Below are 16,343 nucleotides of genomic sequence, written 5' to 3' on the forward strand. Positions count from 1 at the left end.
GTCCGCGTACTTCGCAGCCAATCAACAAAAGTAGAGCTCTACACGTTGATGGCCGCGGAGTACGCGAACTCCGCAGTTCACCGGATGGCGCGCCTGCTCGAGGTGTCGACCTCCGGCTTCTACAAGAACCAAGGACGCAGTGTGACAACCCGATTGGCAGAGCGAGAGCAGCGTAGAGCCGATCTGGAGATCAAGATCCTCGCGATCCACCAGGAGTCGAAAGGCGTGTACGGGGCACCGCGCATCACCGCCGAACTCCACGACCGAGGCGAGGTGATCACCGAGAAAACTGTCGCCAAGATCATGCGATCGCTCGGTGTCGTCGGCATCAGTCCGCGCACGTTCAAGGTCCGCACCACCGTGGTCGATCCGTTCGCCTCGTTCCCTGATGATCTGGTCCAGCGCCGTTTCGATCAGGGTGAACTCGATGCGGTGTGGACTTCGGACATAACGTATCTGACCTGCGGGGAGGGGGATATGTACCTGTGCGCGATCAAGGACGAGCACTCGAAGAAGGTTCTCGGATGGGCCGTGGCCGATCACATGCGCACCGAGCTGGTTGTCGAAGCGTTGGAGATGGCGGTCGCCGAACGTGGCGGCGATGTCGCGGGAACAATCATGCACTCGGACAGGGGATCTCAGTACACTGCTGACATCATGAAGCAGGCGTGTGAACGGTACGGGTTGCGGCGTTCGATGGGTGAAACCGGTCAATGCTGGGACAACGCCGGCGCCGAAAGTCTGTGGTCGACGTTCAAGCACGAGTACTACTACCGGCACACCTTCGTTCATGCCACTGAATTGGTTGCTGCAGTTGACAACTGGATGAACTTCTACAACACTCGCCGTAGGCACTCCACGATCGGGATGCTCAGCCCCACCACGTACGAACAGTCACTGATCGCGCCCATCATGGCCGCGTGACCACTGTCCACTTTTCGGGGGGAACCTCAGAGGAACTGCGCGCCCGTGCGCTTGATGAAATTCTCTCGGGGCATTCGCTAGCGAGAAAGATCGGTTACCGCACTGTGCGGCAGTGGAAGGGGTCTGCCCACAAGCTCGGCCGGAGCGCTGACTACGTAAAGGCCTTCGAGAAGTTCGCAACAACGGAGACCGCACTCGAAGACGTAGAGGTCCAGGTGCACCACGTTGTGCGCGCCCTAGATCGACACATCAACGAAATGATCGACTGGCGCAGAGGTAAGTGAATTGACGCGTGCGGGTGTCAGCGTTCGCGATCATCCGCGACGACGACGGTCAAAACGCACACTCAAACCCGCAGGAAGCGTCCCAGTCGGCTTCCTCGAAAGAAGCCGCGGTGTGCGTGATTGAACCGGGATTAGCAGCCGCTCGCCTGCATCGCGTAGATCCGCGCGGCCACCTCTCTCATAGGTAGCACTCCCCAGCGAGATATGATGGGCGTTGGTCGACGACGTATCCGATCTGTTGCGCGTCGTCGATGTAACGCGATGCGCCGGCGTTCACGTAGCCCGTTAGCTTGATGATCAAAGCAACTTTCTTACGATGCCATTCGGTGTTCTTCAAGACTGGCTCGTGGTGTGCGCACTTGTTCCGGAGCTCCTGGAACTCTCGAAGCTGGTTAAGCAAGGTGCCACGTTTTCCTGTGAACCCCGGGAACGCGTTTTGCAGGTACGGAATCCAGATGTTGTCGTGGTAATTCAGAGCTGAATCGCGTACTTCGCCCTTATCGATCAGCGTCAACCACGACCCGAGTGACGATCCCCCGACCATGTCATCGCCGTTAGGTAAGTCGTGGACTCGCTCGGATTGCCGTTGGAAGCGGCGCTTGATTTTGTTGAAACCGTTGATGAGTTCGTCGACGTCACGTGTCGTGAGCTTAAGGGGCGGCTCTGTGTAGGAACCGGAGGTGTTCCACGGTGGCACTCTGTCGTTGCAGTCGACGAGGGTGTGCCATCCAACGGCAGGCGCGACGCCGAAGTGAGCGCAGATCGTAGAGTTGATCGAGTTCCGCATGATTACTTCGGTGAATGCGATAGACGGCATGTAGGCGGCCGCAACACTCGCGTTCCACGTGTACAGCCGAGAAGCCTTGGAATCGGCCTCATGCTCCGGCACCTTCAAGACTTGGGTGGCGTAGTCGCGGTACTTGTTGTAGCGCGGAGCTGACACCAACTGCTTAAGTGGGAGATGGGCGGGGCAGGTGCCGGTCATCGGACAAAGCTACAACAGGAAAATTGCCCGTAAAAAGCAGTTGCCCCTAGCGACTCGGCACCGAGGTGCTAGCTGACTAGGGGCTTACAAGAACCGACGGTACGCGGCGAGTACTGGATCCGTCAACCTGCGGGGACACCTTGATACCCCACTCCCCACCCACGGCACATGCAGTCGTTTTCTGAAACTGACAGTGAAGCTGGGTAACCCAGACTTGGTCAACTTGCCCGTATCGAATCCGATGCCGCGGAGGTCGAGATAGCCCCGGAGCGGGCCACACTTCCGCTCGGATTCAATACAGACGGGCCGTATCTGCCGACTGCATGACGCGGATCGAAATCCGCGGTGGTGATGATGCCACGCAGATGGCTCTCGGTGGCGCTCGGACAGCGGTCGGACTTGAATTTTAGAAAATGTCCACATAATGGACCGCAAGTACATCCGAGAGAAGACCCTCAAAAGGCCAGCAGGCTGCCGTCGACCGCGGCGGCCGGCCGAAGGTGATCGACGACGTGCGCTTCGCCCACGCGCTACGCGAGAAGGGCACCCCGATACCCGACATTGTGAAGAAGCTGACCACCAAGACCGGCCAAAGCGCTGGCCGGCATCTCTCTGTCGCCTCGCTCTACCGGGTACTCGCTGACAACGATGCCTGACCAGGTCCTATAGCAACCCGCGGACCCTTTCCAGGGTATTCGGCCCCCGCCCTCCTGGGGCGACGAGGAAAAGATGCGATCGGTGGGAACCTTTACCCGGCCGCGAGCATCTAACTCTTCGAGAACAAAAATATCTCCCGCGCGTGGGCCCCATGCGCGCCGAGAGACGTGTGGAAGGACGATCGACGATGTACTCGAGCTTGATGTCGCCCCGCCAGCCCGACGCTTCACCCGGACGTAGCACCCTCGCTGCGGGCAGGCAGTGATGCGCGCACGAGAGTGGATCCTGGGTATCGACTTCGGTACATCCAATACCGCTGCCGCCCACACCAGCCCGATCAGCGGCGCTGTGGAGGCGCTGACACTGAGCCACAACCGCACCACCATGTCCTCTGCCGTCTTCGTCGAGTCCCCTGACCACATCTCGGTCGGCGACGTGGCCACCGACCGCGCCGAATCCAACCCCGCCGCCTACATACCCTCGCCGAAACGCGCCATCGGGCAGGGCGTCGTCACTGTCAACGGCTACACCATCTCCTCCTCTGTTCCCGTTGCTGCTGTTCTCGAATCGGTGATCGCGCGCGCCACCAGCACCCACGACGGCGCCGCACCCTCGGAGCTGGTCCTCACCCACCCCGAAGCATGGTCGCCGCGCGAAATTCAGGTACTGCTCGATGCCGCCGCACAACTGGGTCTGAACTCTTCGACCGTCACCACGGTCTCCGAACCCCGGGCGGCTGCCCACTACTATTCCCGCGCCCACAGCCTCACTCCCGGAACGAAAATCGCTGTGTTCGACTTCGGCGGCGGCACCCTCGACATCGCCGTCCTCGAAGCCAACGAACACGACACTTTCGACATCATCGCCGCCCGCGGCGATAACGGTTTGGGCGGAAAGAACCTCGACGCGCACATCAGGCGTTGGGTCGATCGCCAGCTCGACGACCGCGACCCCGACCTGCTGAACTTCCTGCGCACCCGGGCACCACTGGATGTGCGTTACGCACTCGATGATTCGATTCGCCGTGCCAAAGAGCTACTCTCCGAGGCTCCCTCGGCCACCATCAGTGTCACCGGTGACGGGCGTACCGAGAAATTTCAGATCACTCGCGACGAGTTCGAAGAACTCATCGCACCGGTTCTCGACAAAGCTGTCACCCTGGCGCGTCTGACTCTCACCGACGCCAACATCACCGATCCCAGCCAGCTCGAGTCTCTGTATCTGACCGGCGGCTCCTCTCGGATACCGCTCGTGCACGACAGGCTCGCTGGCCTGGGCCCGATCGCGACCCTCGACGACCCGAAGACCGTGGTCGCGCAGGGTGCACTCGCGGCTGCGGCACCTATTGTCCGGGGCCTGGGTAGATCGCCCGCCCCCACCGGATCGCCGCATCCCTCGACACGGACATTCCCTCCTGCGAACCCTGCACAATCGGCCCCGAGGCCGGGCGGGGAGGAGTATCCCAATCCGGCTCCACCGCAACAACAAGCTTCCCCCTCCTACGCACACCCGGCGCAGCAGAACAACACTTCGCCCACTGGCGCGCCGATGCAGCAGTGGCCGCAGCCAGCGGGCACGGCACCGGGTTACGCAGCTACGGCGAACGCACCGCAGCCTGGTGACCGGCAGCCTGGTTCCAGGCGAAAGCTCCTGCTCGCGGGCGCGGCGGCGGCAGTGCTCGTGATTGCTGTCGCCGGCGGAACTCTCGCGTGGAACCAGGGAAGCGTCGGCAGCACCGTCACTGCGGCCGCCACTGGCGCCGAGCCTGCTGCAGCATCGGGCGGCGATGGGGCCACTGCGCCGCCGGCGACGAAGGAAGCTGTCTTGGCAGCGCTTCCGCCTGCGCTCAAAACTGAGCTGGACGTCGAAAAGTGCACCGCTAGCGGGGAAACCGATAACGGTGGCTTGAGAATTCAGTGCATCATTCGCGAGGGTAGTCCTCTGACCGCCGGTATTGTCACCGACGCTCGATCGGGGGTCATCGTGTCGGTCGATGTGCGCGATGCGAAGAAGGAGGTGCTGGCTCTGCGGCAGGGGTATCAGAACAACACTGCCGTCGACGAGAACGTGGTGGTCGAAAATGTTGCTAGAACCGCGGCCGCGCACCTGTCCGGCCCGAAGTACGCCAACCAGTACGACATCAATTACGCCAACGGGTCGACTGGGGTAATGGTGTTCTACACCGGCGCAGTCGGACTCGACGGTGCGAAAACCTTTCTGAACAGAGCTGGTCTCATCAACTGATCGACGAGGGCCCGTTAGAACGAGCTTCTCGGTTCGCGTCGTCGGGCTGTACGGCCAGGCACTACAGCGGGTCCGTCGACGACGAGCTCCGGCCGGAACTCAGGGAAGCACGTGGGGTTATCGACTGCAGGGACCACCGAATCGAGTTCGGTGGTCCCTGCAGTTGGTTGCGGCATTCGAGATCGTCTGTGCCGCAGCTCGGGGACCAATTTCGAGGATGCGGGAACCTTTGGCCCCTCTCATTGCATCTAACTACCAACACCACGCGCCAACCTGAACCGATGACAGCGAGGACACACCATGAACAGCAACGACTCCGCCACTCCAGAGACCACGTCCACTTCTGCCGTGTACGACGATCCGACCGTGTACGACTCCTCGGATACCGCCGAGTTCCGAGCCAAGCTGCAGGAAGTCTCCGACGACGACTCGCTGAGCATGAGTGAGAAGGAACAAAAAATGGACGAGCTCGTCGCCGACGAGCTCGAGGAAGTCGACGCAGCGTTCGGACCCCAGACCGGTGTCACGTCGGCCCCGGACGCCGTCCCCGGTGATGTCCCCGGTGATGTCCCCGGTGATGTCACCGGTGACCCGCTCAGCGCCAGCTACGGAACTGCGACCGCACCGGCAGAAGAGCCAGTCACGTTGAACTCGGGCGATACCACCGGCGACGTGACCGGTGACCCCCTCAGCGCCAGCTATGGAACCTCGTCCGCGCCCGTCGAGGAGCCGGTCACCGCAACCGACTCGTACAGCGCGCAAGCGCCCATCGTCGATTTGAACGACACAGTCGGTGTCGCCGGAGAGGTCGAGCTCGAGGCCGTGTACTCGAAGGTAGACGGCATCAGCACCATCACCCAATACGACGACGACGGCAACATCGTCCTGGTCCAGCAGGACACCGACGACAACTACAGCTACGAGACCTCTGCCGAACAGGCCAACGGCATGACCAAGGTCTCAGTGGACCTCGACGGCGACTACCACGATGACCAGGTCACCTACTTGGACAACGCCACTGGTCAGATCCTCCAGCAGGACACTCTCGTGGACGGGCACGTCACCCAGACGATGGTCGACACCAATAGCGACGGTCATCCTGACGTGGCTCTCATCGACACCACCGGTGATGGGTACCTCGACACCGTAGAAGCCGACACCGACGGTGACCAGATCACCAACACCGTAATGGTCGACGTCGACGGCGATGGCATGTTCGACGAGGGCGCAGCCGACCTCGACAACAACATCTCACTGGAAACTACCGTCACCAGCGCCGACGTAGAACTGGGCAGCATGGCGGACCTGCAAGCCCTCCTGCCCAGCACCCAATACGATGCACCGACCGAACCGGAGCCTGCATACGAACCAGAGGCATCCATCGCCAGTTGTGACAGCTACGACCAGGTCTGACTCGCCTTCTCCACCACCGCCAGCGTTACGCGAGATCGAGTGGGGCAGAAAGGATCGAAACTGATGAACGACTTCGACGACTACACATGGTCGGCGGCAGCCCCAGATCTCTCCGCCGCCGACGACGGCGTCCAGGGCGGCCCCGACTTCTTCGTTGACACCTGCACTGCGTGGGGCGGTGACGATGCAGGAGAACTCTTCGCCGGCGACGTCGCCGATTCACCTCTACCGTTGCCGGACCCAGCGTTCTGTCCACCGGTCGGCGCCGCCGAGGCAACAAAGGGCGATGTGAGCGTCCCAGATCTCACTGGAGACGGCCTCGACGGCCCGACCCACGATTCCGCCGTCGACACAGCACGATCACATCAAGCCAGCACGCCGAGCGAGAACTCACCGGAGGCTGACACCGCGGCAACGGCCAGCGCCGACACGAACGAGAGTTCTGTGCACGGTAATCCGAGCGCCTGGACGATCAACTGGTTCTATCAACAGATCGACGGATACTGCGGGCCTGCGGTTGTCGGCCAGATCGTCGCCGAATACACCGGTGCGAACATCACCGATCCCCAGTACCTGATGGACCGGGCCGTCGAACTCGGACTGGTAGTCGACGGCGACCCTTCGCAGGGAATGACGTTGTCCAACATCGAAATTCTCCTCGAAGACCAAGGGGTACCCGCGACGATCAGCACAGGTTCGCTGGACGATGTACGCACCTCACTCGACGACGGCCACGCCGTTGTCGCGATGGTCGATTCCGGCGAAATCTGGCGACCAGAAGGCGAGGACGGAGAAGACAACACTGCCGATCATGTTCTCGTCGTCGCCGGCATCGACGACGACCGCGGAGTCGTCATCCTCTCCGACCCCGGTGTGCCCTCGGGCAGTCAGCTTGAAATCTCGATCGAACAGTTCGAAGACGCCTGGTCCGATTCCGGGCGCCAGCTTCTCGTGACCGACGAACCCGACTCTGACCTGCTCGACACTGCCGGCCACGCCTCTGCAGCATCGCATCCGATCCGCACCGTCGTAATCGACCTCTCCGGACGAGACAGGGCACAATGAACACATCACCACGCCGCACTATCTCCGGTGCAGAAACCTGCATGGAATACGACGCCACGACAGGAGATGACCGATGACCGACGACGAGTCTTTGCTGGCATCCCTGGGAGTGACCAGCGCGTTGCCGCCGCTCCCCGACGCCGTGTGGGACCGCATCCTCGAGGTGGCACTCGATCCCACCAGCGACATCATCGATACTGACCTCGTACCGGAGCAGGATGATCTACCTGCAATGCCCGTAGACGAGGACATCGTGTTGATCGACGACGACGATCACGAGGAAGGTACGGAGGGTGATGTCGTCCTCGACGACGCCATCCCTACCCACATCGACACCTCGGACGGTGGGCACCGCCAGTTCACCGACGACGACAATCCCGTCGATGACCTTGTGGACCTCTCCCCCTACGAACCCGATATCAACCCCGCCATCGAAGACCACGGACCTGAGATCCATCACGATCAAGGCCATTCGGACACTGACCTGTAGATCACCGACGGGCCCTCTCGTATCGGTCGACAGACTTTCCCAACCGGTTCGGCAGTGAGAGGAAAACTCTGCCTCCGCAGCTTCGCATACCGACAGGTAGCATCTAGGCCGCGCAGCAGTTCGGGTGGGCAGTCTGCAAGAGAACCGGGGGCGGTATGAACGATGCGGAACTATTGGCCGCTTGTCGGGCTGGAGATCACCGAGCCTTCGCCGACCTCGCCGGAAAGTACCGTCTCAACGCCTGGCACGTATGTCTACAGATCACCGGCAACACTCACGACGCCGAAGACGCCTTGCAGGACGCCATCACCGCAGCCTGGCAGAATCTGCACAAGTTCCGCGGCGACGCCCGGTTCAATACCTGGCTCCATCGCATCGCAGCCAACGCTGCACTCGCGATCGTCAGGCGACGCAAACCCACCGCCAGCCTCGACATCGACGGCTCCGAGGACGGATCGGGAATCGACCTGACCGAGCATGCGACCGGATTCGATGACCGAATCAGCACAGCCGATGCAATCCACTGGGCACTGATGCAGCTCCCCGAAGACTTTCGAACCGCCATCGTTCTTGCCGAATTCGGCGACCTGCCCTATGCCGATATCGCCGAACACCAACAGATCTCTGTCGCGACAGTGAAGACCCGAATCCACCGCGGACGAAAACAACTCAGAGAGTTGCTCACACCCGCCCTGCAGTGACTGGCAGTCCGTATCTCCGCAATCGGCACGGCCGCGGATGTTTTGACGCCGAACCCGACACCTTCGCTGCCCGACCTGCCTCTGCCAAGCTCTACCCTGAACGATATTGGTCTCAACAGGTCAACGCATCACCGGCCGTCGAGACATGTTGACTCTCTGGACATGCCGTCTCCATGCATGCACCGAAGCCCGGCGCTCATTGTTCGGTGATGGACGCGCCGTCCAGCAAATCGAGGGTGCGTTGCAGGAGTTGCTCGATGCGGTCTTCGACGTGGTCGACGAGCGAGGGAAGCTCGGATAACTTCTCGTGCGCGCGTCGGCGGGCAGCGACACCGGCGGTGTAGTAGCCAGGATCGAGATCGGCTGAAACAGATTCTGCTGCAATCGAAATCGGATGGTAGTCACTGTCGAGGTGATCGCTGGGCCGAAGGGGACGGCGGATAATGTGGCGGGGCGGCTGGCCGGTCGCATGCGCGCGCACAATGTCGGCTATCGCGGCCGGCGACATCGCAACCGGTGGCAGCGGCATGTGTCCCCACCGATCGATCGAGACAGCGACCGGACCTGCACGATTCGGGACTGCGGTCATGTCCGGAAACGTATCTCCCAGCAGGTGCTGGGAGAGCAGCGTGGTCGAGGGATAGCGGTCGGAGAACGCCAGCACCGTGTGCCAGCGTCTCCACAGCTCGCCGGGATCCACCTCAGGCGTCGATGTAATCAGAAGCTGATGGCGCCCCCCGATCCACAGGCTCGCGTCCCGAACTGCGATGTCGGCCCGGTCGAGGCCGGCGATCGCGGTGTACGACATACCTGCACCCGCTAGCAACAACAGGATCGCGTCGCGGCGCCCGAACAATGCCTCTGTAGATCCGGTCACGGGCAGCGCTGTGGCCAGCGCCCCGAGCTGGGTAGCGCGGTGCCGAACTCGGCTGCTGCGGGCGCAGTCGAGTGCGAGCCTGATCGCGGTGACGCGCCCGGGCTCAGGAAGACCCAACTCGCGATGGCGGTTGTTGATCGCCGAGACTCGCCGCAGCGATGCGGAATCGCCGGCGGGATTATCGCCCAGAAACTCGGCCAGAGTGAGCGCCGATGTCGGTAGTGGGTCGACATCGCTCGCGGTGCACCAATCGGCGAACAGCTGCCACTCGTAGCGGTATCCGCCTGGTGCGGTGGGTGGTCTCGCAGACACGAACGTGACGCTACCTGCAGACACCGACAACGCCGACGGGATTCCACGGACACCACACACTTGGGTATGCAACTATCCTGGCCCCGATTGTCTCCGAACACGGCCCCGACATCGGGGCCGTGTTCTGCGTTGGCATCGTGAAATAAAGTGCAGGAGTAAAGATCTGGATGTAGAAGATTTCAGCAGCTCAACAACTGCGCGCGATCTTGCCGATAGCCCGCCAGTTTCCGGGCTGCCCGCTCGAGTGCGAAGAGCACTTATGATGGGTGGTGGATCAGGAGTCTCGGGGCTCTGTGTCTGAGGGGGGCTTGGAAACGGTGAGTGCAACACGGGCCGAGGAGTGGATGCGGGGCTATGTCGCCGAAAGCCTCTCCCATGCCGATCTTGACAAGTTTATCGACGATGTCACGAAATCCATGGGGTCCGACGTTCCGGAGCTATCTACAGATGCAGATGTTCAGAGAGACTTACAGTTGGCTGTTCGCAGCCAATTCCGCAAAATTCTTGCCGTGAGGCAGTCCGACAACACTGCCCTGTGGGATGCTCCGGTAGCTGCGGAAGCTCATTCTCTTGCCCGAACCATCGCACGCCGGGGACTCGAATTGCGAGTTCTCTCCCACCTTTACCACGCCGGTCACCGGGCCGTGTGGCGGTTTGTCACGGATTTCGTCAACAACGCCGACGTGCCCGCGGACTTCAAGGTGCAACTTGTTGTCATGATGTGGGAGCAAACGAGCGAAATCATGAATTCGATGCTCGAGGAACTCACTGCCACCTACACGCACGAACGAGAAAGGCTACTCAGCGGGACATTCTCGATGCGAGTGAACACGGTCCGCGAAATTCTGGACGGCACATTGAATGATGCCGAGGTCGCATCGGTACAACTGAGCTACCCGGTCCACCGCGTGAACACTGCCTTGGTGTTATGGACCACCGACCACGCCATCTCGATCGACTCGCGGATCTTCGAGCCACTTGCGTCGCGGCTGGCACGGTCAGCATCGGCAACCGAGATCCTCTGCATCCCGTCAGGGGCCCGGGGGTTGTGGGTTTGGATGGTGGCCGGACGTGACGAAGAACCCACGATCGACTCGGCGCTCGTGCCGCCCGGGGTGCGCGTCGCGGTGGGACGGCCAGGGCAGGGTATCGACGGGTTCAGGCGAGCTCACAGGGAGGCTCTGGCTGCGCAAGAGATCGCTATGCGGGCGAAAGAGCGCATCCCCGTCACCAGCTATCGAGACATCGAACTCGTCTCGATGCTCGCATCTCGACCCGACGCCATGAACACCCTTGTCGAGCGCGAACTGCCTGGACTCTTGGTGGACGACGAGGTGTCTGTGCGACTCCGGAAGACGCTACGCGCAGTGCTGTCATGCCCGGGAAATCTCGAGGCCTCCGCTAGCCAACTCGCGGTGCACAAAAACACTGTGCGATATCGCGTTCAACAGATCGAGGAGCGCATCGGGCGGCGGATCACCTCTCGCGCAGTACACCTGAAATTGGCACTCGATTGCTTCGACACCTTCGGCACGAACGCAATCACATATGTACCCTCCGAACAAAAAGATCCAGGAACCTTGGCCAAGTAAGCCAATCCGCAGTACTCGTTTGGCTGGAAGGCTGACTGCTATCAGCCCCAATGAGGAGTGCGAAGTGCCCACACCGAATATTGCCGAAGGTTTCGACCCCACTGATCCAGACATCTACGCAACGCATGTTCCGCACGCGGAGTTCGCTGAGCTACGCAAGACAGCACCTGTCTGGTGGTGTCCACAACCACCCACCGTCGGCGGATTTCACGACGACGGGTACTGGGTTGTTACTCGGCATGAGGACGTCAGGGAGGTCTCGCGCAACGACATATATTCCACGTGGGAAAACACCGCGATCGTCCGGTTCGACGACGACATCCCTCGCGAGGCCATCGAACTACAGCGCCACATTTTACTGTTCAAAGACGCACCCGAGCACACCAAGCTGCGAAAGATCATTGCTCGCGGCTTCACCCCACGCGCAGTGGCCAGCCTCAAGGACGCCCTGTCCGAGCGTGCGTCGACGATCGTCGAAGAAGCCCTGACCCTAGGGGCAGGCAATTTTGTCACCCAGGTCGCGACCGAGCTGCCGCTTCAGGCGATCGCGGAGCTCATCGGCATCCCGCAACAAGATCGTGGCAAGGTCTTCGACTGGTCCAACCAGATGACCGGATACGACGACCCGGAATTCGAGGGTGACCCCCAGGTCGCGTCGATGGAGCTCCTCGGGTATGCCTACCAAATGGCAGAAGAGCGTAAGAAGTGTCCCGCAGATGACATCCTCACCCAGCTGCTGAATGCCGAAATCGACGGTGATGAACTGCGCCCCGAAGAGTTCGGCTTCTTCGTCATCCTGCTCGCTGTTGCGGGCAACGAGACCACCCGAAACGCCATCACGCACGGAATGATCGGCTTCCTCGAGAACCCCGATCAGTGGAAGCTCTACAAGAACGAGCGACCAAGCACCGCGGTCGACGAGATTATTCGCTGGGCGACCCCCATTACCGCGTTTCAGCGGACAGCGCTTGCTGACACCACGCTCGGTGGTCAGAAGATCAGAAAGGGCGACCGAGTTGCGATGTTCTATGCCTCGGCGAACTTCGACGAGGATGTCTTCGACGATCCGAACAAATTCGATATCATGCGGGACCCGAACCGGCACTTGAGTTTCGGTGGAACCGGCGCGCACTTCTGCGTCGGCGCGAATTTGGCGCGTCTCGAGATCGATCTGATCTTCAACGCGATCGCTGACCACATGCCCGACATCACCAAGCTGGGCGATCCGAAGCGACTTCGATCGGGTTGGCTCAACGGCATCAAGGAGTTCGAGGTCGAGTACGGAAGTCGGTGCCCCGTCAAACACTGAATCTGTGAGTGTGCTCGCACCAAGTCTGCAGGCCCGTCTGGCCTAATCTGTTTCGCTGGGCTCGTCGCGACGATTCGGCCGATCGTCCGGATTGTCGCGAGCAAGGCCACACAGGTGGGATATGCACCGAGAGTTGGTCCCTTGGATCGCATCCGGCACCGCGGTGCTGGTAGCGGTCTTCGCTGACCAGTCGTTCACAACTGTCAGTGCAATGCAGGCCGCCCATGCCGCGGCCGGGTCGAACGGGGCCTCGTTCGAGGAGTATCTGCGCTATCAGTCCCCTGTCGGCTGAGTCCGCCGACAATGCTGACGTGCTCGGCAAGGCCGAAGCAGAGGCAGAGCGGGTTCGCGCAGAGGTTATCGGGCTGCCCACCGTCCAGGCCGAGACAGACGGCGTGACTTGTCTCGCCGCCATCGAGACCGAGACGGTCACGAGTGCCCGCCTCTCGACGGCGGGAAGGCTGGGCAGGCGCAAGGCCCGCGCCGAACACCATGCCGCGACCGAACACGCCCGCACCACCCTGGCGCAGGTACGCAATGTCTGGGATGGTGAGCGCCCCACACCACCGAGGCGTTACCTACATGGACAGCGCGGGCAACAGTGCGACGAGCCGAGACAAGACCCCACATGAGTGACGCGGATGGCGCCATCGAAGCAGCACACGCCGAGCAGAAGGGCGACCATGCATCAGCACCAGCGAGAGCGCATGGCGTTGCTTGTCAGCAAGTACGGAGCAGAGCACGCCTACCAGCTCGGCATGCGCACCATCACCCGAACCGCAACGCTCACGACGCTCGCATGCGAGCCACCCTGATCCGTGTCAAGGCCAACGAACTCGACGGCCTGCCCGTGGCCGACGCCGCCCAGCGCATCAAGGTCAAGCGCGCCCAACAGGAGCACGCGCGGTGGCAGGCTGCCGGGCTCGCTCGGCAGCCTGCGATCTATACGAACACGAGCCCCACCGCCCCGACCCACAACGCGACGGACCAGCACGCGGTGTTTGATGACGAGTCGAGTGCGGGAGTTTCAGACCGGACTCGGCACGTCATCGACGAGCGCTGCGCCTGGTTCAACTAAGCGTGAAAAGTTACTTCACGTGTAAAGCTGCGGACTGCTGGTCCGGTCGCGTTTCGCTGGTACCGGACGGCCCTGTGTCTGAGGGACCCGAACGCTGGATGTGCACCAGTTCTTCCCGGACGATATTGACAGCCCATGCGGTGCTGTCATCGGCGGGTTGGTGAAGCAGGTGAAGGCCGAGCCCGTCAACGAGGGCCAGGAGGCGGCGCGCCACCTGGCGGCGCTTCTCAGTGAGGTTGTCTTCGTCTTGGAGCATTGCCACGATGCGCGCGAACAAATCTAGGAGCTGTTCGTGGGCGTGGTCGCGGATTCCGGCGAGGCCGGGATTGGCGGGGGTCTCGGCGATGAGGGCGATGTTGACCTCGAATTCGCATCGCGTGTCCGGGGTAAGGGGCAGGAGTTCGCCGATCGCCGCCAGTGCGTAGTCCACGACGTCGGGGGTCGGCGTGACCTCGGTGACTCTTGCGGTGGCGCGTTCGATCATGAGTTCGGCGGAGAACTCCAACAGTTCCTGCTGAGTCGGGAACAGATGCCGAAGCGACCCGACCGCCATCCCGGCTTCGGCGGCCACGGTCCGCACCGACACGGCACCGATGCCGCGCTCGGCAATGACCCTCCAGGTCGCTTCTGCCAGGCGGATTCTGCGGTCCTCACGAGACGCGATCGCCACCACACCCCCTATTGATACAGTCGTGCTAACTCATTGGTTAGTACGACCGTATCAACTCTAGACGGGAACAGGCAGGTGGAGGATGGGTAGGCACACAAGGGTGAGAGCTGCGGCAGTGACGATGACTGTCGGACTCGTCGCGGTGACCTTGACGGGGTGCGATTCCCTGCCCTTCGGCGGCGGTGACAGCACTGGCACGTCGGACTCGATGATTGTCGAGGTCGAGGTGACAAGCGATTCAGCCTCCGCGACCGGGGTGCGCGTCGAGGTAGACGCGAGAAACGACCCCGAACGAGTCGAGACCACGGATATGCCGTTGCCGTATGCGGAGACCTTCGAGGTGTCGTTGGATACTCCGTTCCCTCTCACCGGCACGTCCGTCGAGGCCATCGCAGACGCGGGTGCGAGTTGGATCTCGTGCCAGATCACCATGGACGGGGAGATCGTCGCAGAAGAACGCGCCGAAGGTGCAGGCGCCACCGTTTTCTGTGCAAAGAAGCTGAGGATCGGACCGCAATGATCCCCATCGAGTCCGCCGGTGCCCTCCTCCTACTGGCACTGACCGATTCTCTGAGCTTCGGCACCCTCCTAGTCCCGGTCTGGCTGCTGATGACCCCAGGTAAAATGCGCCCGCACCGTATCCTGCTCTACCTTGGCACCGTCGTCGCCGTGTACTACGGCATTGGAATCATCCTTATGGCCGGCGGACGGGTCCTTCTCGAGGGCGCGGCTGGACTCTTGGACAGCCCGGCTGCGCTCGTTGCGCGGTTCGTGGTCGGGGCCGTCCTGCTGATCGTGAGTTTCGCCCTCGACACCAAAACTGCCCGAGCACGCGCAGCAGAACGCGCCGCACAATCGAGACGTGTCACGCGGTGGCGGGAACGCGCCATGACCGACAACGCCGCACACACGCTCGTCTGGCTCGCTGTCATCGCAGTGCTCGTTGAGGTCGCATCGATGCTCCCGTACCTGGTCGCAACCGGCATCATCAGCCAGACGCCCGGATGGCTCGAAGTGCTGACAGTGCTCGCCGCATACTGCGTCGTCATGATCCTCCCAGCGGTCGCACTCACCGCCGCACGGCTCTGCGCCCACCCCCTCATCGAGGCACCCCTACAACGCCTCGACACCTGGCTCACCGCCCACGCCCGCAGCACGACCCTGTGGATCATCGGCATCGCCGGGTTTTTTTTCGCCGCCGGATGAGTTCCAGAGCGCGTACTGCGTCAGATCTACCGCCGAGGGCGAGGTTGCCGGATCGGGCTGCCACGGTCGCGGTGTCAACTGGTCTGCGCCCTTGTCGAGAAGTCGGCTTTCGGCCTGGCACTCTCGCCGAGCCCGCGCGTGGTCGGCGCTGCTGGGCCGCTCTACGACCTCGCCCGCAGGCCACCACACCACCGTGGAGCACGCGAAGTCCGTGACCTCATAGGAGCCTGCCGCGTCCCGCGGAAGGCACCGGGTGGGCCAGGAAAATTCGGGGTCAGGCCGCCTCGTCAGCGGGTTGATCTCATTATTACTGGAAAATTTTGAGCCCAGCTGACAAGCGCCGCGCCGTCGACATGCTCGTGACCACGATGAGCATGTCGAAACGATTGGTGTGCAGAGCAGTTGGGCTCGCCCGATCCACCTACGCCCGGACTCCGATCGCGCAGACACCCGCCGACCCTGACGCCCCACTCAGCCTCGATCCACCGACTGAGGTGATGCATTGTGGTCGGTGACTGAATTGTGGGGTCGGGGTC

Annotated in this window: 18 protein-coding genes and 3 pseudogenes; 18 read left to right on the forward strand and 3 right to left on the reverse strand. The window is 61.9% G+C overall.

Annotated elements, in window-relative coordinates:
- Together BJI47_RS02955 and BJI47_RS02960 are read left to right on the forward strand one after the other, a co-directional pair.
- Nucleotides 1-924, forward strand: a 924-nt coding sequence (locus BJI47_RS02955) for an IS3 family transposase (protein ID WP_088942194.1), incomplete at its 5' end; no start/stop codon positions are given.
- Nucleotides 921-1,208: a hypothetical protein gene (locus BJI47_RS02960; RefSeq protein ID WP_088942331.1), complete on the forward strand. Its 288-nt coding sequence runs from the start codon at nt 921-923 to the stop codon at nt 1,206-1,208. The genes BJI47_RS02955 and BJI47_RS02960, both read left to right, overlap by 4 nt.
- A 178-nt stretch (nt 1,209-1,386) precedes the next feature.
- On the opposite strand, the gene BJI47_RS02965 is transcribed toward BJI47_RS02960, so the two are convergent.
- Nucleotides 1,387-2,193, reverse strand: a complete 807-nt coding sequence (locus BJI47_RS02965) for a hypothetical protein (RefSeq protein WP_125458635.1) — start codon at nt 2,191-2,193, stop codon at nt 1,387-1,389.
- Nucleotides 2,194-2,705: 512 nt separating this feature from the next.
- Between BJI47_RS02965 and BJI47_RS23990 the strand changes: the two genes are divergently transcribed.
- From BJI47_RS23990 to BJI47_RS02990, 6 genes are all read left to right on the forward strand, one after another.
- Nucleotides 2,706-2,849, forward strand: coding sequence for a hypothetical protein (locus BJI47_RS23990; protein WP_176224647.1), 144 nt, complete (start codon nt 2,706-2,708; stop codon nt 2,847-2,849).
- Between the two features lie 265 nt (nt 2,850-3,114).
- Nucleotides 3,115-5,094 carry an Hsp70 family protein gene (locus tag BJI47_RS02970; protein ID WP_088942333.1) on the forward strand — a complete coding sequence of 660 codons (1,980 nt, stop codon included), beginning with the start codon at nt 3,115-3,117 and terminating at the stop codon, nt 5,092-5,094.
- 300 nt (nt 5,095-5,394) lie between these two features.
- Nucleotides 5,395-6,507 carry a hypothetical protein gene (locus BJI47_RS02975; RefSeq protein WP_088942334.1) on the forward strand — a complete coding sequence of 371 codons (1,113 nt, stop codon included), beginning with the start codon at nt 5,395-5,397 and terminating at the stop codon, nt 6,505-6,507.
- Nucleotides 6,508-6,570: 63 nt separating this feature from the next.
- Nucleotides 6,571-7,572: a C39 family peptidase gene (locus BJI47_RS02980; protein ID WP_088942335.1), complete on the forward strand. Its 1,002-nt coding sequence runs from the start codon at nt 6,571-6,573 to the stop codon at nt 7,570-7,572.
- Nucleotides 7,573-7,645: 73 nt separating this feature from the next.
- The gene (locus tag BJI47_RS02985; protein WP_176224648.1) at nt 7,646-8,062 is read left to right on the forward strand and encodes a hypothetical protein; all 417 of its coding nucleotides are present in this window, start codon (nt 7,646-7,648) and stop codon (nt 8,060-8,062) included.
- A 155-nt stretch (nt 8,063-8,217) separates the two neighbouring features.
- Nucleotides 8,218-8,763, forward strand: coding sequence for an RNA polymerase sigma factor (locus BJI47_RS02990; RefSeq protein WP_088942336.1), 546 nt, complete (start codon nt 8,218-8,220; stop codon nt 8,761-8,763).
- Nucleotides 8,764-8,959: 196 nt separating this feature from the next.
- On the opposite strand, the gene BJI47_RS02995 is transcribed toward BJI47_RS02990, so the two are convergent.
- Entirely contained in the window at nt 8,960-9,952 is a 993-nt protein-coding gene (locus tag BJI47_RS02995; protein WP_088942344.1) for a hypothetical protein, read from the reverse strand.
- An 818-nt stretch (nt 9,953-10,770) separates the two neighbouring features.
- On the opposite strand from BJI47_RS02995, the pseudogene BJI47_RS24925 reads away from it, so the two are divergent.
- The 8 genes and pseudogenes from BJI47_RS24925 to BJI47_RS23610 form a co-directional block, all read left to right on the forward strand.
- Nucleotides 10,771-11,139 (forward strand): annotated as a pseudogene (locus tag BJI47_RS24925) (Fis family transcriptional regulator); the annotation flags it as partial.
- A gap of 106 nt (nt 11,140-11,245) precedes the next feature.
- Nucleotides 11,246-11,311 (forward strand): annotated as a pseudogene (locus tag BJI47_RS24930) (hypothetical protein); the annotation flags it as partial.
- A complete protein-coding gene (locus BJI47_RS24935) occupies nt 11,293-11,544 on the forward strand; it encodes a helix-turn-helix domain-containing protein (protein WP_368655869.1) in 252 nt (83 codons plus the stop codon). The pseudogene BJI47_RS24930 and the gene BJI47_RS24935, both read left to right, overlap by 19 nt.
- A gap of 64 nt (nt 11,545-11,608) precedes the next feature.
- Nucleotides 11,609-12,853 (forward strand): cytochrome P450, encoded by a 1,245-nt coding sequence (locus BJI47_RS03005; protein WP_088942338.1) that lies wholly within the window; start codon nt 11,609-11,611, stop codon nt 12,851-12,853.
- Nucleotides 12,854-12,943: pseudogene (locus BJI47_RS24940) on the forward strand (hypothetical protein); the annotation flags it as partial.
- 1 nt (nt 12,944) lies between these two features.
- On the forward strand, nt 12,945-13,145 hold the full coding sequence (locus BJI47_RS23605; RefSeq protein WP_254900342.1) for an arabinosyltransferase domain-containing protein: 201 nt from the start codon (nt 12,945-12,947) through the stop codon (nt 13,143-13,145).
- Between the two features lie 19 nt (nt 13,146-13,164).
- Nucleotides 13,165-13,485, forward strand: coding sequence for a hypothetical protein (locus BJI47_RS03010; protein ID WP_088942339.1), 321 nt, complete (start codon nt 13,165-13,167; stop codon nt 13,483-13,485).
- A complete protein-coding gene (locus BJI47_RS23610) occupies nt 13,482-13,931 on the forward strand; it encodes a hypothetical protein (protein ID WP_125458637.1) in 450 nt (149 codons plus the stop codon). The genes BJI47_RS03010 and BJI47_RS23610 overlap by 4 nt, the downstream gene beginning before the upstream one ends.
- Nucleotides 13,932-13,941: 10 nt before the next feature.
- Here BJI47_RS23610 and BJI47_RS03020 read toward each other — a convergent pair whose 3' ends face one another.
- A complete protein-coding gene (locus BJI47_RS03020; protein ID WP_254900343.1) occupies nt 13,942-14,601 on the reverse strand; it encodes a TetR/AcrR family transcriptional regulator in 660 nt (219 codons plus the stop codon).
- 100 nt (nt 14,602-14,701) lie between these two features.
- On the opposite strand from BJI47_RS03020, the gene BJI47_RS03025 reads away from it, so the two are divergent.
- Nucleotides 14,702-15,121 (forward strand): hypothetical protein, encoded by a 420-nt coding sequence (locus BJI47_RS03025; RefSeq protein ID WP_139804842.1) that lies wholly within the window; start codon nt 14,702-14,704, stop codon nt 15,119-15,121.
- Nucleotides 15,118-15,807 (forward strand): GAP family protein, encoded by a 690-nt coding sequence (locus tag BJI47_RS03030; protein ID WP_088942343.1) that lies wholly within the window; start codon nt 15,118-15,120, stop codon nt 15,805-15,807. The genes BJI47_RS03025 and BJI47_RS03030 overlap by 4 nt, the downstream gene beginning before the upstream one ends.
- The last annotated feature ends 536 nt before the right edge of the window (nt 15,808-16,343 follow it).

The sequence above is a fragment of the Rhodococcus sp. 1168 genome (genome assembly GCF_002091955.1).
Taxonomy (GTDB): domain Bacteria; phylum Actinomycetota; class Actinomycetes; order Mycobacteriales; family Mycobacteriaceae; genus Rhodococcoides.